At 34.6% G+C, this 23451-nt stretch carries 16 protein-coding genes and 1 pseudogene; 5 read left to right on the plus strand and 12 right to left on the minus strand.

Annotated features, from left to right (window positions below; translation table 11 throughout):
• Nucleotides 1-117 precede the first annotated feature (117 nt).
• On the plus strand, nucleotides 118-441 hold the full coding sequence (locus tag AC2A1D_RS00740; RefSeq protein ID WP_484041755.1) for a translation initiation factor: 324 nt from the start codon (nucleotides 118-120) through the stop codon (nucleotides 439-441).
• 2 nt (nucleotides 442-443) lie between these two features.
• Here the strand turns inward: AC2A1D_RS00740 and AC2A1D_RS00745 are convergent, their stop codons facing one another.
• The 3 genes from AC2A1D_RS00745 to AC2A1D_RS00755 all read right to left on the minus strand — a co-directional run bounded on the left by AC2A1D_RS00745 (nucleotide 444) and on the right by AC2A1D_RS00755 (nucleotide 5551).
• On the minus strand, nucleotides 444-1340 hold the full coding sequence (locus AC2A1D_RS00745) for a leucine-rich repeat domain-containing protein (protein WP_484041756.1): 897 nt from the start codon (nucleotides 1338-1340) through the stop codon (nucleotides 444-446).
• Between the two features lie 53 nt (nucleotides 1341-1393).
• Nucleotides 1394-3550 (minus strand): alkaline phosphatase PhoX, encoded by a 2157-nt coding sequence (locus AC2A1D_RS00750; protein ID WP_484041757.1) that lies wholly within the window; start codon nucleotides 3548-3550, stop codon nucleotides 1394-1396.
• Nucleotides 3551-3709: 159 nt separating this feature from the next.
• A complete protein-coding gene (locus AC2A1D_RS00755) occupies nucleotides 3710-5551 on the minus strand; it encodes a cytochrome-c peroxidase (RefSeq protein WP_484041758.1) in 1842 nt (613 codons plus the stop codon).
• Between the two features lie 122 nt (nucleotides 5552-5673).
• Between AC2A1D_RS00755 and AC2A1D_RS00760 the strand changes: the two are divergent.
• Nucleotides 5674-6527 (plus strand): annotated as a pseudogene (locus AC2A1D_RS00760) (nucleoside phosphorylase).
• 42 nt (nucleotides 6528-6569) lie between these two features.
• Here the strand turns inward: AC2A1D_RS00760 and AC2A1D_RS00765 are convergent.
• On the minus strand, nucleotides 6570-7418 hold the full coding sequence (locus AC2A1D_RS00765; RefSeq protein ID WP_484041759.1) for a hypothetical protein: 849 nt from the start codon (nucleotides 7416-7418) through the stop codon (nucleotides 6570-6572).
• Nucleotides 7419-7564: 146 nt separating this feature from the next.
• Nucleotides 7565-8917, minus strand: coding sequence for a hypothetical protein (locus AC2A1D_RS00770; protein WP_484041760.1), 1353 nt, complete (start codon nucleotides 8915-8917; stop codon nucleotides 7565-7567).
• A 258-nt stretch (nucleotides 8918-9175) separates the two neighbouring features.
• Between AC2A1D_RS00770 and AC2A1D_RS00775 the strand changes: the two genes are divergently transcribed.
• Both AC2A1D_RS00775 and AC2A1D_RS00780 read left to right on the plus strand, forming a co-directional pair.
• Nucleotides 9176-9475: a hypothetical protein gene (locus tag AC2A1D_RS00775; protein ID WP_484041761.1), complete on the plus strand. Its 300-nt coding sequence runs from the start codon at nucleotides 9176-9178 to the stop codon at nucleotides 9473-9475.
• Nucleotides 9476-9592: 117 nt separating this feature from the next.
• Nucleotides 9593-10402, plus strand: a complete 810-nt coding sequence (locus AC2A1D_RS00780) for an enoyl-ACP reductase FabI (protein ID WP_484041762.1) — start codon at nucleotides 9593-9595, stop codon at nucleotides 10400-10402.
• Between the two features lie 229 nt (nucleotides 10403-10631).
• Here AC2A1D_RS00780 and AC2A1D_RS00785 read toward each other — a convergent pair whose 3' ends face one another.
• The 7 genes from AC2A1D_RS00785 to AC2A1D_RS00815 form a co-directional block, all read right to left on the minus strand.
• Nucleotides 10632-12071: a glycoside hydrolase family 30 protein gene (locus AC2A1D_RS00785; RefSeq protein WP_484041763.1), complete on the minus strand. Its 1440-nt coding sequence runs from the start codon at nucleotides 12069-12071 to the stop codon at nucleotides 10632-10634.
• Nucleotides 12072-12133: 62 nt separating this feature from the next.
• The gene (locus AC2A1D_RS00790) at nucleotides 12134-12937 is read right to left on the minus strand and encodes a glycoside hydrolase family 16 protein (RefSeq protein WP_484041764.1); all 804 of its coding nucleotides are present in this window, start codon (nucleotides 12935-12937) and stop codon (nucleotides 12134-12136) included.
• 127 nt (nucleotides 12938-13064) lie between these two features.
• Complete coding sequence (gene bglX, locus AC2A1D_RS00795; protein WP_484041765.1) at nucleotides 13065-15287, minus strand: beta-glucosidase BglX; 2223 nt, start codon at nucleotides 15285-15287, stop codon at nucleotides 13065-13067.
• 11 nt (nucleotides 15288-15298) lie between these two features.
• The gene (locus AC2A1D_RS00800) at nucleotides 15299-16759 is read right to left on the minus strand and encodes a glycoside hydrolase family 30 protein (RefSeq protein WP_484041766.1); all 1461 of its coding nucleotides are present in this window, start codon (nucleotides 16757-16759) and stop codon (nucleotides 15299-15301) included.
• Between the two features lie 20 nt (nucleotides 16760-16779).
• Nucleotides 16780-17634, minus strand: coding sequence for a hypothetical protein (locus tag AC2A1D_RS00805; RefSeq protein WP_484041767.1), 855 nt, complete (start codon nucleotides 17632-17634; stop codon nucleotides 16780-16782).
• 12 nt (nucleotides 17635-17646) lie between these two features.
• Nucleotides 17647-19167 carry a RagB/SusD family nutrient uptake outer membrane protein gene (locus tag AC2A1D_RS00810; RefSeq protein WP_484041768.1) on the minus strand — a complete coding sequence of 507 codons (1521 nt, stop codon included), beginning with the start codon at nucleotides 19165-19167 and terminating at the stop codon, nucleotides 17647-17649.
• A 10-nt stretch (nucleotides 19168-19177) separates the two neighbouring features.
• The gene (locus AC2A1D_RS00815; RefSeq protein WP_484041769.1) at nucleotides 19178-22081 is read right to left on the minus strand and encodes a SusC/RagA family TonB-linked outer membrane protein; all 2904 of its coding nucleotides are present in this window, start codon (nucleotides 22079-22081) and stop codon (nucleotides 19178-19180) included.
• Nucleotides 22082-22258: 177 nt separating this feature from the next.
• On the opposite strand from AC2A1D_RS00815, the gene AC2A1D_RS00820 reads away from it, so the two are divergent.
• Nucleotides 22259-23443 carry an MFS transporter gene (locus AC2A1D_RS00820; RefSeq protein ID WP_484041770.1) on the plus strand — a complete coding sequence of 395 codons (1185 nt, stop codon included), beginning with the start codon at nucleotides 22259-22261 and terminating at the stop codon, nucleotides 23441-23443.
• The last annotated feature ends 8 nt before the right edge of the window (nucleotides 23444-23451 follow it).

The raw sequence follows: 23451 nt of genomic DNA on the forward strand, positions 1-23451 counted from the left end.
ATTTATTCATGAAAACACGAATTTGAATGTTTAATTTTTTTTGAACATCCATTTTATCTTCAAGCAAATTTTAAATATTTATAAAAAGGTTTAGAAGATAATTTTTAATTTTGCCTCATGGATTTAAGAGACCAACTGAAAAACCTTTTTCCTGAACACGAAGAACAGGATTTTGAAATGCCCGAAGAAGCTTTTGTACAAAAAGAACCTTTGGTTTGTAAATTTGAAAAGAAAGGAAGAAACGGAAAACCCGTAACCATCGTTGAAGGTTGGGAAGGAAGCGACGACGAGCTTAAAAAAATCTCAAAAAAAATAAAAACCACCCTTGGAATTGGTGGTAGTGAAAAGGATGGAACGATTATCATACAAGGTGACAACCGTGATAAAATAATGGTTATCCTTAAAGAAATGGGCTTTAAAACCAAGAGAGTCGGCGGATAGATCTAGAAAAAGATCTGGGTTTCCGGCATTTGTTTTTGAAGTTTTTCTATCTCTTCTTTAGGAATAGAATTTCCTGTAATAATTAATGTTTTCAAGTTTTTGAGTCTGGAAATTTCTTCAGGTAATGTTTTTAACTGATTATTGGCAAGATTTAAACTTGCTAATTTTTTCATGTTTTTTATTTTCGGAGAAATCTCAGAGATTTTATTTTCCCCAATATTTAAAAATTCAAGGTTTTTGAGTTTTAAAATTGTTTCAGGAAAATTAATTAACGTGTTTTTTTGAAGTTCCAGATATTTTAAGCTTTTAGGAAATTCAGAATGGTCCAAATCATTAATTTGATTGGCAGAAAGGTTTAAAAATTCTAAATTTTTAATTTGATCTACATCTGAAACATTGCTTATCTGATTGCTATGTAGATTAATTTCCTTTAAACCCGAAATTTTAGTTAAAGCCGGAGGAAATATATTCAAATTGTTGGCGTCCAAATGTACAGCTTTTAGATTCTGAAGTTTTGAAAACTCAGGATTTACCGAAGTAAGCTGATTGAGATTCATTGAAAAAGTATTCAGTTTTTGCAATTTTGAAATCTCATCTGGAATGTATTTTATATTATTTTCGTTAATGTTGAGAATTTGCATTTCTTTTAAACTAAACAAAACCTCATCAATTTTCTCAAAATTATTCCCCATCATATTCAAAAAAAAGATAGAGTCTAGCTTCGAAATCTGCGGCGGAAGATTGAACAAACCTTTATCTCTGAAACTCATACTAAAAACCGTTTCTTTCGACTGTAAAGCAGCTTCAATATCGGTATAGGTTGGATATTTTACGGGATCTATCTGAGCAAAAGCTGTAGAAAATAAAGCAAAAGAAAATAAAATAAGACACTTTTTCATAAATAAAAAAGACCACCGGAAAGAGTTCCGGCAGTCTGTATTAAAATTTAAAATTACTTTTTAAGAATTTTAGCTGTTTTTTGGAAACCGTCTGCTTCAATATTTAAAATTATCACTCTTGAAGCTTGAAGTTGGCTTGTAAAATCCAAGTCTAAATTAGTAACAGAACCATTGAATTTCTTCTGATACTCAATTTTACCATCTACACTGTACGCTGTAATCGCAAGATTTTTCAAAGCTTTTGGAGAATTAATTTTCACTAATCCTGAAGTTGGGTTTGGTGCTACAGTTACTTCTGTTTCCTTAATAACTTCGTTAGTTGCCAAACTTGCTGTTGTTCCCAAGAACTGAGATAATGCAACAACAATAGTTGCAGATTTACCTTTATAATCAATGGTATTTCCTGTTGCATCAATATCAACATCAATCGTTGAATCTGGATGTTGAATAGAGAAGAATCCAAACTTTTTATCTGGCGTGAAAGTTAATCCCGTTGGTTCAGATCCTGCAGGCATTGAAGCGAAAAGTCTTACATTTGGATTAGCTTGTGTATGATCTGGTCCTACTACCCAAATGTAGTTTTTACCACCATCTTGAAGCACCCAAAGGTTTCCAAGTTCATCAAACGTAAGATTATCATTACCATCTCCCCAAGCTTCTGTTTTAATACCTTGTGCTGTATTGAAAGAATATGTAGTTGTAAGACCTCCTACAAAAGTTTCAACATTAGAAAGTGTAGAACCGTTGTCTTGCATTCTATACACTTTGTTTAAACCTTTTGCTGTAAAATAAATTTTACCGTCTAACGGACTGATTTCAACATCTTCAACTCCATTAAAAGAAGTTCCACCTAAAGACTGAGCTAAAGATTGTGTATTGTTTTGGTCTGCCTGAGTTTTATTAGGAACCTGAATCCATTCTCCTGTACTTACAACAGGATCTCCTCCGCTTAAGCCTTGTGTTAGTTTCAAAACATAAAGATTTCCTGAAGCTAGATTATTCGGAGTATCCATCACATATTTGTACACCATGTGCGTTCCACCATCTTCACCGAAATAAGCAATTGTTCCGGCATCATTAATCACCACATTTTCATGGTTCATGATTCCCATTTGCCAAAGTTTATCTTTGGTTCCGTTGGTATTATGAGACATTACCTGTGCTGTTACAGGATTAATTTCTACTAACCAACCATAATCTTTGTATCCATCGGCATTCGAGTCGTTAGAAGTTACCGATTCTTCTGCTGTAACCACTGTTCCCCAAGGTGTAATTCCTCCAGAACAGTTTCTAATTGTTTGCACCAAACTTGTATCTGAAAAACTAACTGCTCTAGATCTTGAAAGCTGCCAAAGTTTTGTCGCTGCATTGTAATTTACTTCAGCCATTGTAACACCTCCAGGATTGGTTTCGTGGTTTACAGAAAGATACCCATCTACACTGCTGTTGTTTTTAGCAACGTAAGCTGTAAAATCGTTTACACCTCCTACAAGACCTCCTCCTTCAGTATAATTATCGCCTTCTTTTAGAATTAATTGATATCTATGCTCCTGAGGAATGATTAGCTTTGAAGTTTGTGTAGTTGGTACGATAGAAGTAAAACAACTAATATGAGTTCCGTTGGTACAGTTTGAAGGAGGCGTTACTACAGTTGAGTTTTTAAGGTAAGCATCAATAGTTAAATCAGAGCTTGTAGTTCCTCTGTTGTGAAGCTCAATAGAAATTCTATTATTTCCTTGTACAAATTTGTTTTTTGGTATTGTAAAAATATTAATTGCGGTTTCTGCAGCACCATCTACTGTAGTACTCGATAACGTTGTATGTGTTACAGCTCCGGAAGGCATGTTATCTCTTATCACCTCTTCTCCATTAAGATAAACAATAATGCCGTCGTCTCTTCTCACACCAAATTCAATATTATTGCTAAGATCGGCAAGGTTTACTGTAAAATCTTTTACAAAATAAGCGGTAAGCAAACCCGTAGTTCCGTTATGAATAATCGTTGTTACAGGATCTCCATATCCTAAAGGTCCGTTCCCTGAAGCCCAAGAAGATACATCAAAGTTGGTGTTTTTCCAGGTAGAAGCAGGTGCTGTATCCGAATCGTAATACTTCCACGAGCTTTGAAGGTTAAAAATTGTAGTTTGTGCCTGTATTGCAGTTGTTGTCATTAACGCCAAAGCTGCAATGGTAAGTAGTTTTCTTTTCACTTTTAATAATTTATCATTGTTGATGCAAAACTATCTTTTTAGAATCAGCAGCTCGTTACGCTACCTTTAATTAAACACCGATGAATATTAATAAAACTGAAAATGAACGTTAAGAAATTTAATTAATTGTTAAATCTTAAATTTGTGATAAAATGAAGTTTATTTTCTTGATTTTGTCGCTTTACTGATATCCGTTAATGTATTCAAGAAACTTATTAATTGTTTCTTCTCTTCATCGGAAAGATTCAGTTTATCTGCGGGAAGCGTTTGGTTTTTCATCGGCAAACCAAGACCTTCTCCTCCGCCTTCATTGTAAAATTCAATCACTTCTTCTAAAGTATTAAAAGCACCATTGTGGAAATAAGGTTTTGTTAAAGCAATATTTCTTACCGTTAAAGTTTTAAATGAATTCTCATAAATCCAAGAATTTTCTTTCTTTACATTCGACTGAATTCTTCCCGGATCTGAATCTAATTCCAATGGTGATTTTTGAATTGGCTGTTTGGTAATTCCTAAAACCTCAGATTCATTTTCATTAAAAAACGGCGGAACTAAACCCGAAAAATGAGGCGCAAAATGACAGGTTGCACAATTTGCCTTTCCCATAAAAAGATTGAATCCTTTTTTGGCATCTTCAGAAATTTGCTTTTCATTTCTCATAAAACGATCAAAATCGCTGTCAAAAGAATACAGTGAAGCCACAAACGAACTCAAAGCTTTAGAAAAATTCTGCTTATTTATTTTTTTATCCTTAAAAACCTTTGAAAATGCAGTTTTATAATCTGAATTTGCACTTAGTTTTTTTACAATTTCTTCATAGTTGGTATTAAACTCATCTTTATTGTAAATAACATGTTCTGCTTGTTGCTCCAAGTAAAAAGCACGCATATCATAGAAAAATCTCTTTGCAAAAACTGCGTTATAAAGCGTTGGAGAGTTCCTTAAAACCGTTCTTCCTTCCACATTACTTACAGATTTTACCTGCAAATCTGTGAAAGCATTCTCTGGTAAATGACAACTGGCGCAACTCATTTTTCCGTTTGAACTGAAACTCGCATCATAAAAAATCTTTTCTCCTAATTTCCTTACATCATCGCCGTCTTCAGACTTTTTCAAAATGGTGTAAAAATAGGGATCAAAAAAATCTGATTTAAAGAAATTGGTATTTGAAACATTCCAACCAGAAAAATTATTCAAATCATCACTTCTGCCGTCCCATTTTCCAAGTTCTTCGTACAAAGGCTGAATGGTATTTTTGTAAAACTCAATTCGATCAAAAGTTTCAAAATCTGTATTTTTTGCCAAATAAAGAAGTGAATTTTCTATAATCTGAATAGCTTTTTCTGTTTTAAAATTCTTAAAATAATCCTCATCTTCAATGTAACTTTTCATCCCCGAAAGCACATGAGAAGTTTCTTCTGAAATATTCAAAGAACCAGGCGTATCAAAACCAGTAATTCCTAAACTGTAAATTCGGATCAACTCTATTCGAAGCGGTAAAGTTTTATTATTCGTATTACTCAGCCCATTTTTAAGCGCACTCAGATAAAAATTCGCATAATTATTATAGAGGAAATTGGTAATGGTTTTAATTTCTTCTTTCTCGTTTTGTGCTTCATCAGAATAAATCAATTCATCTAAAACCTGCAAACCTTCCGGAGGCAACGTGTAAGAAGAAGTTCCCGCTGCTTCAATATGGAAAAGTGGTGCAGCGTTTAAATGCGTTTTGGTAAATTCTGGGTAATGATACGCAACAAAAAACTCGATTTCTTTAAAAGAATTTCTCGTTTTGGTAATCGTTTCTCTTAATTTTTCAACTGAAATTTTATCTTCTGAAAACAATTCCGCATCATTTTTCAAATATTCAAGTTCAATTTTAAACTCGGTAAGTCCTTTATTAATGAAGGATTCTTCTACTTTTTTTCCTTTATATGAAGGGTTAAAAGACATTGCAGAAAATATCAATACTAATGCAGAAATGGTTACAAGGTAGAATCTCACAATTTTTGATTTCGAGCAAAAGTAAAGCCTCTGTGTTATGAATATTTTAAGGATAAATTAAATAATGTTTACATTTATTTTGTGCCAATTTTAGTACTTTTATATTCAGAAAAATAAAATTTATGCTTAATAAACTTGCAGCTTCAGAGCTTATTCTAAATGAAGACGGAAGCATTTATCATTTGAACCTTTTACCCGAAGATATTGCCGAAAAAATAATTTTGGTGGGCGATCCAGACCGTGTTGCGAAGGTTTCAAAACATTTCGATAAAGTTGAAATCAAAAAAATAAAAGAGAATTTTATACGCATACCGGAATTTTAAGAGGTGAAAGAATCACAGTAATGTCTACAGGAATTGGAACTGAAAACATTGATATTGTGATGAATGAACTTGATGCTTTGGTAAACATCGACCTTCAAAACAAAGAATTCAAAAGCGAAAAAAAATCGTTAAAGCTTTTCAGAATGGGAACTTGCGGAAGTGTAAACCCAGATGTAGAAGTAGACAACATGTTGGTAACGCAGAATGTTGTCGGATTAGACGGTTTGATGAATTTCTACCAAGATTATCAATTTGAAAACGAATTTTCAAAGAAATTTTACGAGCAATTTCCTTATGAAAAAATAAAACCTATGCTTTACTTCTCTGAATGGTCTGAAGAATTGGGTACCTTATATAACGATGCAAAATATCACGGCAACACAGCAACTTTCCCTGGTTTTTACGCTCCACAAGGAAGACAGCTGCGTTTACGCGCAACCGACGAAAAATTTTTAGAGACTTTAAATGATCTAGGAATTACCAATTTCGAAATGGAAACTTCTGCCATTTACGCTTTCGCTACTCTTTTAGGTCATAAAGCAATAACTGTAAACAATGTAATTGCCAATAGAAGACGCGGCGAATTTTCAAAAGACCATCACGCTTCAGAGCAACACCTTATTGAATGGGTACTGGAAAGAATTGTGAAATAATAAAAAAAGGATTGCGAATGGCAATCCTTTTTTAGTTTTACATTAGTAAGGGCAGTTTTTTTCGTATTCTTTTATAATATTAATATAAAGCTGAGCTTCATATTTAAGCATTTCTCTACCAATATATTCCGTTCTATCCTCACGATTACCTTCTATGTCATGAGATTTTTTCTTCACCTCTTTGCGGTATGCAATTACATCGTCCCTCATTTTCCTTTGAAACTCTTTGTCATACACTCTTACACCTAGGTCGTCTAAATACTTTGTAAATTCAGGACAATCTTTTCCGGCAACTTTAAAGGCGTTTGCAAAATTATCTAAACTTCTTTCTTTGTTAAAAATTTTAATATCTAATGGTGTAACAGCAAAATTCTCCTGATTATTTTTCAAATAAAACATTGAATATGCATATTCACAAGTTCCTTTTGCTACTTTATTTGAACCTGGAGCCGCTTGACATATAAAATTAGCTTCGCCATACAAATTAATTTTCCCTTCATATATCAAAGGTAAATACATTACCTGCTTTGTATCTTTTAGCACATTATTTTTATCGAAAACCTTAATATGAAGACGTTCAAAAGAAGCTTTTTCCTCATAATCATCATCCAGTATTTTGAAACGAACAATATCCTTGGAATTCATTTTTTCTAAAGGACCATTTTCAGAAGTTTTATAATCGATTCTTACATTTGTATTTTGCTCTCCTCCAAAAAAATATTTAAAAGTACTTAAAGACGGTAAAGAAATTCTTTTAAAAAGAACCGTCATTTTACTTCCATCTGCTTTAATAATTTCTACAGGTGTATAATCGCTTTTTTTCTTATCGGTCTTTTGTGCAAATATTCCTGTGGCAAAGAATAACAAAAATATAGGTAATAACTTTCTCATTTTACGATTTAGAATAGGGTTAATTATTTTATGCGAACATATTAAAAAATATCATTAAATAATCGTTTATTTTAATAATTCAAGTGTAGAAACAAAAAAAGGACTGCGAATGGCAATCCTTTTTTAGTTTTATTTAAATCTTTACCTTAAAATTCAGTAATCGTAACGTAAAAATGTGCAGAATTTAAGCTTTCATTTCCGCTCGATACATTCGTTAAGTTAATTCTAATATTGGAAGTTGAAGTCATTCGCGGATTATTTATTCCAAAAGTTTCATTTCCAGCAAAATCTCCGGCAGGCGAAACAACGATAGTTGCTCTTGTAGAAGAAAGCTGCAAACTCGCAGGAATTGCAATGTCTAAAACTGCTGTACGACCAGACTGTAAATTGTTAATGGATACATTTGGCCAAACCTCAAAACTTACTTGGTTTTTATGTACACTCCCTTTTTGCCCAAGTTTGTACTGACCATTTACATCAATTTTCACATTTGTGTTGGGGGTACTTGTTCCAATTCCTACATTAGCACTGTTGTCACCTAATACAATTGCATTTGCCTGGCTTGCTGTTGCATTAGTTCCTATTGCAACCGCGTTTTGCGCAGTAGATTTTGCACTAACTCCTAAAGCAACCGCATTCAAAGCCGTTGTCATAGAACTATCACCAATTGCTGAAGAACTTTGTCCAGTCGCTTTTGAATCAACTCCTACTGCTAAAGAATTAAAAGCAGTAGTTTGAGCGCTATACCCAATTGCAGCAGAATTTTGACCTATAGCTTTGCTGGTTGAACCTACTGCCGTAGAGTTTTGATTGTTGGTTTGTGTATTAAATCCTATAGCAGTTTCGCTGTTAGAAGTTGTCTTTGAGCCATATCCTACAGCTAAAGATTGATATCCAGCTGCATTAGAATTGTATCCCATTGCAGTACTTTCATTGCTATTTGCTTTTGCATTAGAACCAATTGCTACTGCATCTTGATTACCAGAAGTTCCCGTTCCCAAAAGTATCGATCTATCTGATCCTAAACGTCCAGAAAAATTACTGTTTACTTTGAAAACAAGATCATCATAAGTAGAAGTTCCAATAAACATCGTTGTGTTTTGTCCGGCATTAGAACCGTTATTATTTCCACTTGTATTCCAAGCGGAAGAAGAAGATCCGTTTCCCGGTGAACTGTTTCCCGGAGAGCCCGAATTAGAAGAAGAGTTTGTGACAACACCATTCCATTGGCCTCCATTCCAATAGTACAAACCAGCTGGTGTGAAGCCACCGGTTCCACTATTCCATATCAAAAGGCCATTGGCTGGAGATGAGATGGTTGTATTGTCTGTAGAAGAAGTAAGAGAAATACTGGGTAAAAGAAACCCCTTATTGGAACTGTTTAGGTGGAGTATCGATGAGGTATCAGGCGTGGTCGTTCCTATTCCGACCTGAGCGTGAAGCATCGATCCTCCGATAGCAACCATAAAGGCAGCTATTAGCATTTTTTTTTTTTTCATTTTTACATCAAAATTTGATAACGCAAAAATATAATACATCTATAAACCTTTATTTATGAAAAAAAACTTTTTTTCTGTGAAAAAAATTAATTTTATAAACCTATTCATTAAATAAATGAAAAATTATACTAAACCCTAAATTGTTTGAAAATTTAATAACAAAGTTTAATTTTTATTAACGAAAATTTAACGTTAAGTTTTTAAACTTAGGAATATTTATTGTTTAATCTTTAACATAATCATCAAATAATTATAATTATGAACAATAAAGAGTATAACAAAGCTGAAAATGCAGTAGACAACACAAAAGATTCTGTAAAAAATGCAGCAAACCAAGTTAAATGGAAAGCTAATGAACTTGCAGATAAAGCAAAGGAATATATAAATGAAAAAAGAAATAACGACGAAGAAGCACAACAGGAAGATTGGTTTGAACGTGTAAAAGCAAATGCATCGGAAACTTGGGACGAGATTAAAGATAAAGCAAACGACGCTTGGGAAAAAACAAAAGATACCGCCGAAGATGTAAAAGCTGAATGGAATAAAAAAACAAACTAAACAGTCCTTCTTTATATATTATTAAAAAAACGAAGTCTTTTTGCAAAGGCTTCGTTTTTATTATGCTTTAAACACAAATAATCGTTACATTTGTAGATTAATAAACATTAAAATACTATGTCATACGGTTTACTTAAAGGCAAAAAGGGAATTATTTTTGGAGCCCTTAATGAACAATCTATTGCTTGGAAAGTTGCAGAAAGATGCCACGAAGAAGGAGCAGAATTTATCCTTTCAAACGCTCCTATCGCTATGAGAATGGGAGAATTGAATTCTTTAGCTGAAAAAACAGGTTCGGAAGTAATTGGCGCAGATGCTACTTCTATTGAAGATCTTGAAAAACTTTTTGATGCTGCTGTGGCAAAATTCGGAAAAATAGACTTCATCCTTCACTCTATCGGTATGTCGGTAAACGTGAGAAAAGGAAAACATTATACAGAGATGAACTACGATTGGTTAGAAAAAGGTTGGGATGTTTCAGCGGTTTCTTTCCATAAAGTAATGAGAGTGGCTTGGGAGAAAAACTGTATGAACGAATGGGGAAGCATCGTTGCTTTAACGTATATCGCTGCACAAAGAACGTTCCCAGATTACAACGATATGTCTGACAATAAAGCGTACCTAGAAAGTATCGCAAGAACTTTCGGAAACTATTGGGGAGAAAGAAAAGTACGTGTAAACACAGTATCACAATCTCCTACTCCTACAACTGCAGGAAGTGGTGTGAAAGGTTTCGGTGGTTTCTTAGGATATGCTGAAGATATGTCTCCGCTAGGGAATGCTACAGCTCTTGAATGTGCAGATTACTGTGTAACTTTATTCTCTGATCTTACCAAAAAAGTAACAATGCAGAATCTTTTCCACGATGGAGGTTTCAGCAGCTCTGGTGTTACTCAAAAAGTGATTAGCAAATACGACGCAGAATAATTATTCGTAATGAATAATTAGCAATAAGTAATACTAAACTCCGGAACATTTTGTTTCGGAGTTTTTTTGTTTTAAATAATTAATAAATATCAATAAAAGCGAGCTAAAGCCCGTTTTAACAATAATGGAATCCATTTTAGTTTTGGTCAAAATTTCAAAGACTTTTGGGAAATAGTTTCGGCGGAGCCTATGGCTCCGCCGAAAGTTAAATAAAAATGTTAATATGACGCTATAAAATTATAGTCTGTATAGAATGCGCTGGTGCAGAAATTTTTGCAGCCATACCTTCAATCCAAAGATTCGTATCAATATCATTATCCGAATCGTTCATTACAACAGTTACCAATTGTCCGTTCTCATTCATAAAGGTTGTAGAGGTTAAAGCCGCTCTGTTTGACGAGCTTCCAATTCTCACCGCATTAGGTTTAATAAATTTAGAAACATGACCTATGTAATAATATTCGTACGTATAATGCACTTCGCCTGTTTTTGTATCGGCAATAATTGGAGCAAAGCAAAAATTTCCTACATGGTTTGGACCTCCTGTTTCATCTAAAAGAACATTCCAATCTGTCCATAAAGCAGTGCCTTTATTAAAATCGTTAATCATATTTCTACCATACAATTCACCTAATTTTACATCGTAAATTTTAGACAAATCAAATTGTTCTTTACAACCTTCGGTAAATGCTAAAAATTTATCCGGGAAAGCTCTTTGTGTCTCAATTAAATTATCAAAAAGCTGCGTTTTGTTATTCCATGTTTCATACCAGTGATAGCCAATTCCGGAAGCATATTTTGAAGTTTCAGGATCGCTTAATGTAGTGGTTGCTCTTTGGTAAATCAAATCACGATTGTGATCCCAAATCATTACTTTTTTATTTTTAAAACCGTTTTTCCATAATGTCGGTCCCAAATTATTTTTCAGAAAATCTCCTTCCTCTTCTGCGGTATAAATGCAAGATTCCCAAGTTTGTGTCGCCATAGGTTCGTTTTGAACCGTTAATCCCCACACATTGATGCCTCTTTTTTCGTATTCTTTAATGAATTTCACATAATAATCTGCCCATGTTTGGTAATACGCGTTTTCCAATCGCCCCCCTTTCAGCATACTTTTGTTAGATTTCATCCATGCAGGAGGGCTCCATGGAGAAAAATAAAAAGTAAAATCTTTCCCAATTGCTTTCTGTGCTTCTTTTATTAAAGGAATTTTATATTTTTCATCATGTGCAACATTAAAAGATTTCAATGAAGCATCATTTTCTGAAACATAAGTATAAGAGTCGCTAGAAAAATCACAAGAATTCATGTTGGTGCGAACCACAGTGTAACCTAAACCATTTTTTCCATAATAGGCATCAATAATTTCTTTCTGCTTATTTTTGGGAAGTTTATAAAAAGTTTCTGCAGATGCGTCTGTAATTGCACCTCCTATCCCTATTAATTTTTGATATTTAAAATCCGGATCCACAAAAATACAAGCATCAACTTCTTTTGGTTGAGGCATTTTTTCAAATTTCACCATTCCTTTATCCACCATTTTTTCGTTGGTTTTAGAATTGGTGATTATCACTTTTGCGCTTTTGCCGGTATTTTTTTTCCAATAATTTTGTGCATTTGCATTGAAAGTGATTCCAACCACAAAGCAACTTACAACTAGCTTTTTCATGTATTTCTTCTTCTTTTTTCTAAACTTTGATGAGAAATCACCTTTCTCTTTTTTTATATGTATTATTTATTTTGATACACCCTTACATAATCGATGTAATATTTTTGTGGGAAAATAGTTTCATCTACGCCCTCTTTTCCACCCCACAACCCTCCAACGGCGAGGTTTAAAATAATATAATAAGGTTGATCAAAAGGCCATGCTTCAGAAGTTTTTTCTTTATTTTCATAAGTAAAAAACTTTTTATCGTCTATATAAACGTCTATTTTCTCGGGTGTCCAATCTGCTTTATAGACATGAAATTTTTCGCTCGCATCTTTTACAAAAAGCGTATCAGTTTTCTGAGTTCCGATTACATGGTTGTATTTTTTGGTGTGTACAGAAGCGTGTATAAATCCTTGATTGTATCCTACATGTTCCATAATATCAAGCTCGCCATCATCTGGCCATTGTTTCATACCTTCACTCATCATCCAGATTGCAGGCCAAGTACCGCGACCTTTTGGAAGCTTAGCTCTTACTTCAACGGTTCCGTATTGAAAAGAAAACTTCCCTTTGGTTAAGAGTCTCGCAGAGGTATATTTATTTTCTTCCCATTGCTCTTTCTTTGCTTCTATTACGAGATTCCCGTTCTCCATTCTTGCATTATCGAGTCGGTTTTTGGTGTAAAACTGAAGTTCTTCATTACCATAACCATGGCCACCAACATCGTAGTTCCATTTTTGTGAGTCTGGCAAACCTTTACCGTTAAATTCATCATTCCAAATCAATTTTCTAGATGAATCTGGTTGGTTTGAGGCACAATTTGAAACAGAAAAAAGTAATGTTCCGCTCACAAAAAGGGTGATAAGATTTTGGATTTTCATTGTTTACTTTAAATTTTATCTTTTACAGCTTGCTAAATTGATCTTTTGCCAAAAGAAAACTCTAAAACGTTTAGTCTTTTACCACCAAAAGCGGGTTTTATCCCGCTCCTAGTGTTGAATTTCAAATTTATTTTGACCAGTTGATTCTTTTTGTCTGAACATTCTGAGAATCTGTTCCTATCATAATATCAAATTCTCCGGCTTCCCAATCGTAATTTAATTGATCATCGTAAAACTTCAGATTATCTGGAGTTAATGAGAAATTAACTGTTTTAGTTTCACCTTTTTTAATGTAAACTTTCTCGAAAGCTTTCAACTCTTTTACCGGTCTTACTACTTTCCCAAATAAATCTCTAATGTATAATTGTACCACTTCTTCCCCATCATAATTCCCAATGTTCGAAACGTTTACACTTATATTTAGAGTTTGATTGCCTTTCAAATTGTGGGCGCTCAATTTCATTTCAGAATATTTAAATTGAGTGTAACTTAATCCATATCCAAAAGGAAATTTAGGATCATTATCCAAATCAATATAGGCCGAAACATAGTTTCTATCCGTATTATTTTTTGCAGGTCTTCCCGTGTTGTAATGATTGTAATACACTGGAATTTGCCCTTCAGTTCTAGGAAAAGACATCGGAAGTTTTCCTCCCGGATTTACCGTCCCAAAAAGAACATCGGCAATAGAATTTCCTGCTTCAGTTCCCAACCACCAAGTGTACATAATCGTCGGTATATGATCTGAAGCCCAATCAAAAATCAAAGGTCTTCCTGCGTTAATCATTAAAACAATAGGCTTTCCGGTTTTCTCAATTTCTTTTAACAGTTCTTCCTGAACGCCTGTAAAATGCAGATTACTTCTACTTTTTGCCTCACCGCTCATGGCGTGACCTTCACCTAGAGTCATAATTACAACATCTGCTTTTTTTGCTGTTTCTACAGCTTCTGCAAACATCGATCTGTCTTGGTCATCAACATTTGCACCTTTTGCATACAATAATGTTGAATTTTTATCTAGCTGATTTTTAATTCCATCAAACTGAGTAACAATTCTTTGGTTATCATCTTTAAAAGCAACCGACCAAAACCCATGATTGGCTGTAGTTTCCTTACCGAAAGGACCGATTAATGCAATCGTTTTAGTCGTTTTTGAAAGTGGTAAAATATTCTTTTCATTTTTCAACAAAACAATACTTTTTGAACCAAATTCTCTTCCAAATTTTCTGTTTTCAAGATTATTAAGTTGTGCTTGTTGCCTTTTTTCATCACTGAAACGAAAAGGATCGTCAAATAAACCCATCTCGAATTTTTTCACTAAAATTCTTCTCGCTGCATCATCAATGAACTTTGGATCTACTTTCCCTTCCTGCACCAATTTTGGAAGTTCCGCCATGTATGCACGGCTTTCCATATCCATATCGCTTCCAGCAATAATGGCTCTTTCTGCAGCTTCTTTGTTATCTTTAGCAAAACCGTGAGGAACCATTTCTCCAATACTTCCCCAATCTGAAACCACAAAACCTTTATAATTCCACTTACCTTTTAAAAGATCTCTTAGAATATATTGATTTCCTGTTGCAGGAACTCCGTTGATATCGTTAAAAGAATTCATAAAAGTAGCAACACCTGCTTCAGCTGCCGCTTTGAAAGGAGGCAAATAAGTTTCGTTGAGCTGTCTTAAACTCATATCTACAGAATTATAATCTCTTCCTCCAACAGCTGCACCGTATGCCGCAAAATGTTTTGCACAGGCCATAATAGCATCCAAATTTCCAAGACCTTTACCTTGAAAACCCCTAATTCTTGCTAAACCAATCTGTGTTCCTAAGTAGGTATCTTCTCCTGCACCTTCCATTACTCTTCCCCATCTTGGATCTCTTGCAATGTCTACCATCGGCGCAAAAGTCCAATGAATTCCATATGCAGAAGCTTCTGTAGCAGCAATTCGTTCTGATTTTTCAATTAATTTCAAATCCCAACTTGCCGCTTGTCCTAAATTAACTGGAAATGTAGTTCGATATCCATGAATAACATCCAAACCAAAAAGTAATGGGATGTGTAATCTAGATTTAAGTGCCAATTCCTGAAATTTCCTAGTTTCTTCTGCACCTGCAACATTGAGCATAGAACCTACTTTTCCTTGCTTAATTTCGTTTAAAACATTGGCAGAATTGGAATTCTGAGGTCCAGTTGCGTATTCAAAACCGCTGTATTGAACGAGTTGGCCTACTTTTTCTTCCAGCGTCATTTTAGATAAAAGTTCCGCTACTTTTTCATCAACAGATTTTTTCTGAGAAAATGAGGTGAGACTTGATAATCCTAAAATAACAATAAGAAGTTTTTTCATCGTATTTGATATTAAAAAATAAATGTAGCAGTAGAATTTGCCGCTAAACTTACCGGAGCAGTTTCCTGATTATATTTTATATTAAAACTTTTTTCTGTTGAATTGCTGTTTTGAGCAATTAAAACAATTTTACCTTGCGGGGTTTTGAAAGCTACCGTAGAGATGTTATCAACCTGGGTTGAAGCAATTCTCTGAGAATTTACAGGTACAAATTTTGATGCATGCGCAATAATATAATAAGCAACATTTTTTTCGTAGCTTGTGCTATTACTAATAGTAATTGCGCCTTTACATTGTGTACAACCACCATTAGTATGAGGCCCAAAAGAAGCATTATTTGCAACGTTCCATTCTAGAGCATTTTTACTCCAGTTTCTCATAGAACCTATGATTACATTTTTGGTATGCCATTCTAGATCCCCACTAAAACCTCCTGTAGAGCTCGTCCATTGTTCTGTAAAATATACATTTTTTGTAGGAAATAAATTATGCACCGTAGATAATGCAGAAATATCTCCGGCATAAAGATGAAAAGCAGAACCATCAACAAAAGGATTAGCTGCAGTATCATTCAAAACAGACAACGGATAGGCTGGGTTATCGCAATTATGATCGTACGCAATAATTTTTGTTGAAAGGTTAGCTGCCTGAAGAGCAGGACCAAGATTTGCTTTAATAAAAGTTGCCTGATCTGCGGCATTCATATACATACTCGGATTATTACCGGGATGTAATGGTTCATTTTGAGGTGTAATCGCATCGATGGTAATGCCCTGCGCTTTCATTGCCAGAATGTATTTAACAAAATACTGAGCATATGTAGCGTAATATTGTGGTTTTAAGCTTCCACCAATAGAACTGCCGTTGTCTTTCATCCAAACGGGTGCCGTCCAAGGTGTTGCAACAATTTTAATTGTAGGGTTTATTACTAAAATATCTTTCAGCATCTGAATTAAATCATTATCTTTTGATAAACTGAAATTGGCAAGAGTAGCATCTGTAGAACCGCTTGGCATATCGTCGTAAGTGAAAACCTCACTGTTTAAATCTGATGCACCAATACTTATTCTTAAATAGCTTACCCCGATTCCGTTCGCGCCAAAAAGATCATTCAGTAATTCTTGTTTTTTTGCTGTTGAAAGCTGGTTGATTACTTCTACACTTCCACCAGTTAAAGTATATCCGAAACCATCAATGGTTTGGAAAAGCTGCGAAGCATCTACCTCTACAGTTGAATAATTATTGGCAGCAGAGTTAAAAGTAAAATTGCCTTGTTGCTGTAATTTTACCGACTGATCGCCTTTAGTAAGCCATACAACCACAGGTTTCCCGGATGCGTTTCCTCCGTTATTTACAGGTGTTTCCGAACCTGAAGCATCTGCAGAAGTACTGCTGCAGTGTAAAAAAGAAAGAAGTGCTACACCGCAAAGTGCAGCACCTCTCAAGAAACTATATGAAGTTTGTAATTTCATTTGAAGTTTTTGGGTTAAATTTATGTTGTTCTTCTAAATTCAACTTTGTCTATGCTTAGACCATTAACGGTACCACCACCGCATTTAATTTCAAGATAAACAGTTCCTGTTGTTGTTGCGGTGAATACTCCTGCATTTTTAACAGCATCACAACCAACATTAGAAACTTTACCTTTAAATGCTGAGGTTCCACAACCCGCCCATGTATTGATGTTTCTGTAAACAGTACCTCCAATATCTTGGCCGTTCACAGGTGCTGAATTCAATACATACACTTCAAACCAAGTATTTACCAATGGCGTAGCTGAAGAAGCAACCATATCTATAGAATATTTTTGTCCTGCAACTACGTTTATTGCCTGATAAATTCCTTGTTGATTGCCTCCGTTAGCAACAATTGTAGCTTTGCCATTTGCCAAAACCCATTGTGCACCAGAGCTGCTAATTTGATGTATTGACCATTTTGAAATTTCAGTAGGGGTATCAAACCTTCCTCCTTGAACCATATTTCCAGCAATAGGATCTGATGTAGGAACAACAATCGATTGAGAACCAGTCCCTGCCACAACACCTCCTTTGCCAAGAGCTTGATGCTCTACCAAATATGTTCCTGCATCTGGCAAATATAAATCTTGAATATTTTTACCTACACTAAAGCCTTCATCATCAACATTCCATTTTGTAGTAATGTAGTTGGTTGCATTAGTTTTAAGGACATATCTGTTTTCTGCAGTTTTTGTTACGGTAAACGATCCATCTACAGGTTCTTGTGATAAACCAGCGCCATCGCCTTCAACAGAATCTGGTACACAACTTCCTAGAAAAGCAAATGAAGCTACAAGAAGTAAATTTTTTGTGAAAAATCTATTAATCATTTTTGGTGAGTTTTAATAATTAGGATTTTGTTTAAGAATAGTACCTGTAAGTTCTGTATATGGAATTGGCATTACTTCATTTTTCCCCGCAACAAAACCTTTTGAAGCTAATTTTGAAGCTGCTTCTCCCCATCTTACCAAATCAAAGAAACGATGTCCTTCACCAGCAAGCTCTCTTCTTCTTTCGTCTTTTACAGCTTGTAATGTAACTGGAATTGATGGCAAACCAACTCTAGATCTTACAGCATCCAACAAAGCTTGAGCTCTTGCTCCTGTTCCATTTAAGGCTTCAGCTTCCATCAAATAAGTATCAGCAAGTCTTATTAAGATATAATTTTGACGGTAATTTAGTTCTGAAGGACCAGGCAAAGTTGAAACCTCGTCTTTTGTAGGCATGTATTTGTTTAGGAAATATCCTGTATCCATATATGCTGGTGAATAGTCTGCTTTATTCTGTTGCTTAAGAAGCCCCATATTCAGTACGGTTGCACCAACGCGAGGATCATTTTGTATAAAGTTGAAAAGATCTGTTGAAATTGTATTGAAAGCCCATCCCGAAACAACATCTGGTGCATCTGTGGTTTTTCTAGTATAAGATCTTGGTGCCGTCATAATACAGATAGAATTTCCTTCATCCTTACCTTGCCCCCAAAATCCCCAATCTGAGCTCGCTTTATTGGTGTGCATTACTTCAAAGATAGACTCTGTAGTAAATTTATTATCCGTAACCCAAAGGCTATTATAATCTGCTACCAATTGGTATCCATATTGATTGGTAGTTCCGGGAGTTCCGTTTACCTGTGCTAATTGCGCTGCTGCTTCAGCTTTTTTATTTTGGTACAATAATACTTTACCAAGCATCGCTCTAGCTGCTCCCTGTGTAAGACGACCTCTCTGATCTCCACTCACCGTCATAGGAAGGTAAGCGATTGCTTCGTTTAGATCTTTCTCTATTTGAGCATATACTTCAGCTTTTGGAACTTGAGGTACATTGTAGAAATCATCAGAAACTGTGAAAGTTTTTAAGATTAACGGAATATTTCCAAACATTCTTAAAAGATCGAAATAGTAAATTGCTCTTAAGGTTTTGGCTTCAGATATAAATCTATTTCTCACAGAGTCACTCATTGTAGCAGCAGGAGCTCTTGCGATAAGCTCATTGGCTCTTGCAATCCCTTGATAATAATCTCTCCAATAGCTTGCAGGCATTGTATTGGCATTAAGTTGCCAGTTTGAAACCCCTTGAATTCCGGCTCCATCGGTGGCACTACCTCCTCCTGCATAGAAATCGTCTGATGCAGCATTGAAAAAAGTGACCATATTTTCGAATCCCCCTGCATATTTTCTAACAGGATCATAAGTTCCTATTAAAGCAAAGAAACATTCTTGCTCGTTTCTAAAGAAATTTTCGCCTTCAAAAGCTCCAAGATATTCTTTTTCTTCTAGGGTTTTATCATTACAAGAAGTTGTAACCGCAGGAATTGTTGATAGAAACACTGCGGCAAGACTTATTTTTAAAATTTTATTTTTCATATAGATTTAATTAGAAAGTTATATTAGCTCCAAACATGAAAGTTCTCGCTTGCGGGTAAAATGCTCTGTCGATTCCGAAAGAATCTCCTGCTGCAATCTCAGGATCATATCCTGTGTATTTTGTAAATGTAAATAAGTTTTCACCTGTTACATAGAAACGTACTTTACTTGCACCAATGTTTTCTGAAACTGTTGTTGGCAATGTATATCCTAAAGTTACCAATTTAATTCTAAAATAATCTCCCTTCTGTAAGTACCAATTCGAAAGTCTAGAATAGTTTCTGTTAGGGTCATTTCTAGTAATTCGTGGATTTTCATTTGTTGATCCTTCACCAGTCCATCTATCCAAAATTTTTGTTTGATAGTTGGCATCAAGCATATCTAATCTTCTTAAACCTTGGAAAACCTTATGACCTGCTGCACCTTGTCCGAATACACTGAAATCCCAATTTTTGTAATTAAGGTTTAGCGTTGCTCCGAAGTTATATTTAGGAATAGAACTTCCTAAATTTACTTTATCTAAATCTGAAATAACACCGTCACCATTAGCATCTGCCCAAATGAAATCTCCTGGCTTAGCATTAGATTGATACATTTGTCCGTTTGCATTTACGTAAGAATTAATTTGTGACTGATTTTGGAAAACGCCCAAAGTCTGGAATCCGTAAAAACTATTATATGCTTCTCCTGGCACAATTCTTTGGATGGGACCCATAGATTGGAAACCGGCACCGTCTTCATACAATCTTCCTGTTTCAAGAGATAAAACTTTGTTTTGATTGTATGCGAAATTTCCATTGATAGAAAGAGAGAAGTCGCTCCAGCTTTTTTTGTATCCTAATTCTACTTCTACACCGCGGTTTTCCATATCTCCGATATTTGCTACTGGTGCAACGGTTGCTCCTACATAACCTGGAATTTGAACCGGTCTAAGAATATCATTGGTCGTTTTCTTGTAAAGATCAACTGTTAAGGTAAAGTTTCTAAACAGTTTCATATCTGCAGCAATGTTAGTTTGAGTTGTAGTCTCCCATTTAAGATCTGGATTTGCCAAAGTATTTGGCAGATAACCAATCATTACAGTATTATTTCCGTTTGTGTAATTAGCGCCTGGAACGTAAAAACTTGCAAATCTAAAAGAACCAATACCATCGTTTCCTAACGTACCGTAGCCTCCTCTAAGTTTTAAAGTATTAATCACATTATTCTCTGGCCAGAAATTTTCTTTATCAACATTCCAACCTAATGAGAATGAAGGGAATAATCCCCAGTGATTATTTGGTCCAAACAATGATGATCCATCATATCTTAAAGTCCCTGTGAATAGATATTTGTTTTTATAATCATAAATTAAACGACCAAAATAAGAAGCCTTGTTCCATTCTACATTATCCCATGCATTAGATAGTCTGTTTTCTATAGGTAAATCAAAATTAAAAGAAGCATCAAGATAGCTTGTTACTGGTAAATTAGTATGTGTTACTGTTTGCCCGTATCCAATATTATAATCGTAATATCCTGTACCCGCCATCACATTAATGTTGTGATTTCCGAATTTATTTTGATAAGTAAGCGTGTTTTCCATACTCCACTCAAATTTGGTTTGAGTTGTACGGCTAAGACTGTTATTATTTACATTGCTGTATGTTGGGCTCAAATAAAATAATGGTGTAAAGTTTTGGCTACCCCAATATGCTTTTTTTCCATTTAATGAAGATTTAAAAGTAAAATGATTTAGAAATTTAACTTCTGCATATACATTTCCTATAAAATCATCAGACCAGTTTTTATTCCCCAACTGAGTGTATTTAAATGCAAGAGGATTGGTCATTTCCTGATTTACATATGGTGAAATTCCGTAAGGATTACCATTTTCGTCTCGTACAATGTAAGGGTTAGAATACATGTTTGCATTTACTGTAGACATGTCTGTAACCACCGCTTGAGTAATAGGATCTAAATTTACTGCAGAACTTAATGGTCCTCCAAATTCTCCATTGGCATTAATTCCCTGATTTTTCTGATTTGTGTATGCAAAAGTCTGCCCTAAAGTTAGCCAATTGGTTACTTTATGCGTAGAATTAATTCTTGCTGTTAATCTCTTATAATAAGAAATATCTCTCATTACAATACCAGATTGATCGTAATAGCCAAAAGAACCGTAAAAAGTAGATTTTTCGTTTCCTCCCTGTACACTTACTTCATGGTTTTGTCTATCTGCAGAACTAAATATAATATCTTGCCAATCTGTACCTACTCCATAAGCTCCCGGATTTTGAAATCTTACAGGATTACCATCATTCGCAAATCCTTCATTAATAACAGTAGCGTATTGAGTAGCATTTAAAAGATCTAATTTTCTAGCAGCATTGCTCACTCCATAAAAACCATTGTAATTAAGGTTTAATCTTCCTTTTTTACCTTTCTTAGTTGTTACCAAAATTACACCTCTTGCGGCAGAAACCCCATAAATGGCAGATGAAGCTCCATCTTTAAGAACCTCCATACTTTCAATATCACTCTGTGCAAGCCAACCGATACCATCTACTACAATACCATCTACTACCCAAAGCGGGTCGTTGTTGGAAGAATAACTGGTAATACCTCTTACACGAATGGTAGCTGAAGCTCCTGGTTGCCCAGAATTTGTTATAACATTTACTCCGGCTGCTCTACCTTGCAAAACCTGTTCGGGTTTTCCTGCGGGGATTCTCGCAATATCTTCTTCTTTGATACTGGCAATAGCTCCCGTAACATTAGATTTTTTCTGAGTACCGTAACCAATCATTACGACTTCTTCGATAGCCGTTTCTTTCTTATTCACGGTATCGTTTTTTACATTCTGAGCGCTGAAATTCGCAGTAAAATAAAGCACTGCAACCAGCCCCAAACTTCTTTGTATTTTTACATTCATATACAGATAGTTTTTTAATTCTCAAATTGAGACAATAAAAATATATTTTTTTTTTATTAGTTAACATATTTTTAATAATTATTTTAATTTTTCTTTTATTTTTGGGCTTTCAGAGCATATTCAATTTGTTAAAAAATGAACTTTTACTCTCTAAAAACTGAATAAATAATACCGGAAATGCCCACGAACATTACAAAAATTGCTTTACCGCTCAAACTAACTTTCCTTATCTTTTCTATGGTTTTGAACTGTATGGGAATTATTATCCTTCAACTTTCAGATGAAAATATTTCATATAATAAACTTGGTTTTTTAGAATCTTTTAAAGATTTACCCATTGCTTTTATTTCTCTTTTTGCCGTAAATTTTATTAGCAGAATGGGAACAAAAAAATCAATAATTTTAGCACTTTCTATTGTTGGTGTTTGCTCATTAATATTGCCTTTCGCGCAAGTTTTTTGGTTTTACAAACTCTGGTTTGCTATTATAGGGACGTGTTTTGCTTTAGGGAAAATCTGCGTTTTCAGTATTATAAAGAATAACATTTTGGAGGAAAAAGCTTTAGCGAAAACAATGACAAGTGTAGAAGCTTCTTTTATGATTGGTATTTTTGTAGTAAATACAGGTTTTGGATGGCTTATCTCCAGCAAATACGGAGAATACTGGAAATTTGGCTTTTTTGGAATTTCTATTATAAGCCTCTATACAATTTATCTTTTCTCCAAAATACATCTCGCTGAAACAAAAAATAAGAATAATAGCCTTCTTCCTGATCTTAGTGGCTTCGGGAAACCGGCCTTTATTGCTTTCTTTGGGCTCGCTTTTTTTATTGTTTTTACCGAACAGTCTTTCAACTCTTGGCTACCCTCTTTTTACAAAAGGCATTTAGGAGTAAATTCTTTTTACGCATTGCAGGCATCTTCATTTTTAGCAGTTTTTTGCTACTTGGGAAGGATCATTACTTCGCACATCATTAAAAAGTTTGAGCTTTCGAAATACTTTTACTTCTGTGTATTTATGGTTCTCCTTATATTATCGGTTATCATGATGATCCAGTTTATGGGTGATGAAAAATCTAGATTACTTCTGTTTATATTTCCTATCATTGGTTTTTTTCTTGCACCGCTCTACCCTGTTGCCAATTCAAAAATGATTTCTTTTGCAGAAAAAGACAGAATTAATGTGCTCACTTCTATAATTGTGATTTTTTCTTCACTAGGAAGCTCGGCAAGTTCTGCGATTATATCTATTTTATTCCAGCAAAACCTTCTCAACTTATACGCTGCCTACATTTTTGTAGCTGTAATTGTGGTGTTTATATTAGGATTTTCATTTTTTAAGCTCCTTCATCAAAAATTATAGAAATAATT

This window comes from Chryseobacterium sp. HNCC26DJ239 (assembly GCF_057180445.1).

What these genes read in the sequence shown, in the direction of transcription:
- AC2A1D_RS00820 (WP_484041770.1), top strand. Translation starts at nt 22,259, where the DNA reads ATGCCCACGAACATTACAAAAATTGCTTTACCGCTCAAACTAACTTTC.
- AC2A1D_RS00770 (WP_484041760.1), bottom strand. Translation starts at nt 8,917, where the DNA reads ATGAAAAAAAAAAAAATGCTAATAGCTGCCTTTATGGTTGCTATCGGA.
- AC2A1D_RS00765 (WP_484041759.1), bottom strand. Translation starts at nt 7,418, where the DNA reads ATGAGAAAGTTATTACCTATATTTTTGTTATTCTTTGCCACAGGAATA.
- AC2A1D_RS00785 (WP_484041763.1), bottom strand. Translation starts at nt 12,071, where the DNA reads ATGAAAAAGCTAGTTGTAAGTTGCTTTGTGGTTGGAATCACTTTCAAT.
- bglX (WP_484041765.1), bottom strand. Translation starts at nt 15,287, where the DNA reads ATGAAAAAACTTCTTATTGTTATTTTAGGATTATCAAGTCTCACCTCA.
- AC2A1D_RS00815 (WP_484041769.1), bottom strand. Translation starts at nt 22,081, where the DNA reads ATGAATGTAAAAATACAAAGAAGTTTGGGGCTGGTTGCAGTGCTTTAT.
- AC2A1D_RS00780 (WP_484041762.1), top strand. Translation starts at nt 9,593, where the DNA reads ATGTCATACGGTTTACTTAAAGGCAAAAAGGGAATTATTTTTGGAGCC.
- AC2A1D_RS00740 (WP_484041755.1), top strand. Translation starts at nt 118, where the DNA reads ATGGATTTAAGAGACCAACTGAAAAACCTTTTTCCTGAACACGAAGAA.
- AC2A1D_RS00805 (WP_484041767.1), bottom strand. Translation starts at nt 17,634, where the DNA reads ATGATTAATAGATTTTTCACAAAAAATTTACTTCTTGTAGCTTCATTT.
- AC2A1D_RS00790 (WP_484041764.1), bottom strand. Translation starts at nt 12,937, where the DNA reads ATGAAAATCCAAAATCTTATCACCCTTTTTGTGAGCGGAACATTACTT.
- AC2A1D_RS00775 (WP_484041761.1), top strand. Translation starts at nt 9,176, where the DNA reads ATGAACAATAAAGAGTATAACAAAGCTGAAAATGCAGTAGACAACACA.
- AC2A1D_RS00745 (WP_484041756.1), bottom strand. Translation starts at nt 1,340, where the DNA reads ATGAAAAAGTGTCTTATTTTATTTTCTTTTGCTTTATTTTCTACAGCT.
- AC2A1D_RS00800 (WP_484041766.1), bottom strand. Translation starts at nt 16,759, where the DNA reads ATGAAATTACAAACTTCATATAGTTTCTTGAGAGGTGCTGCACTTTGC.
- AC2A1D_RS00810 (WP_484041768.1), bottom strand. Translation starts at nt 19,167, where the DNA reads ATGAAAAATAAAATTTTAAAAATAAGTCTTGCCGCAGTGTTTCTATCA.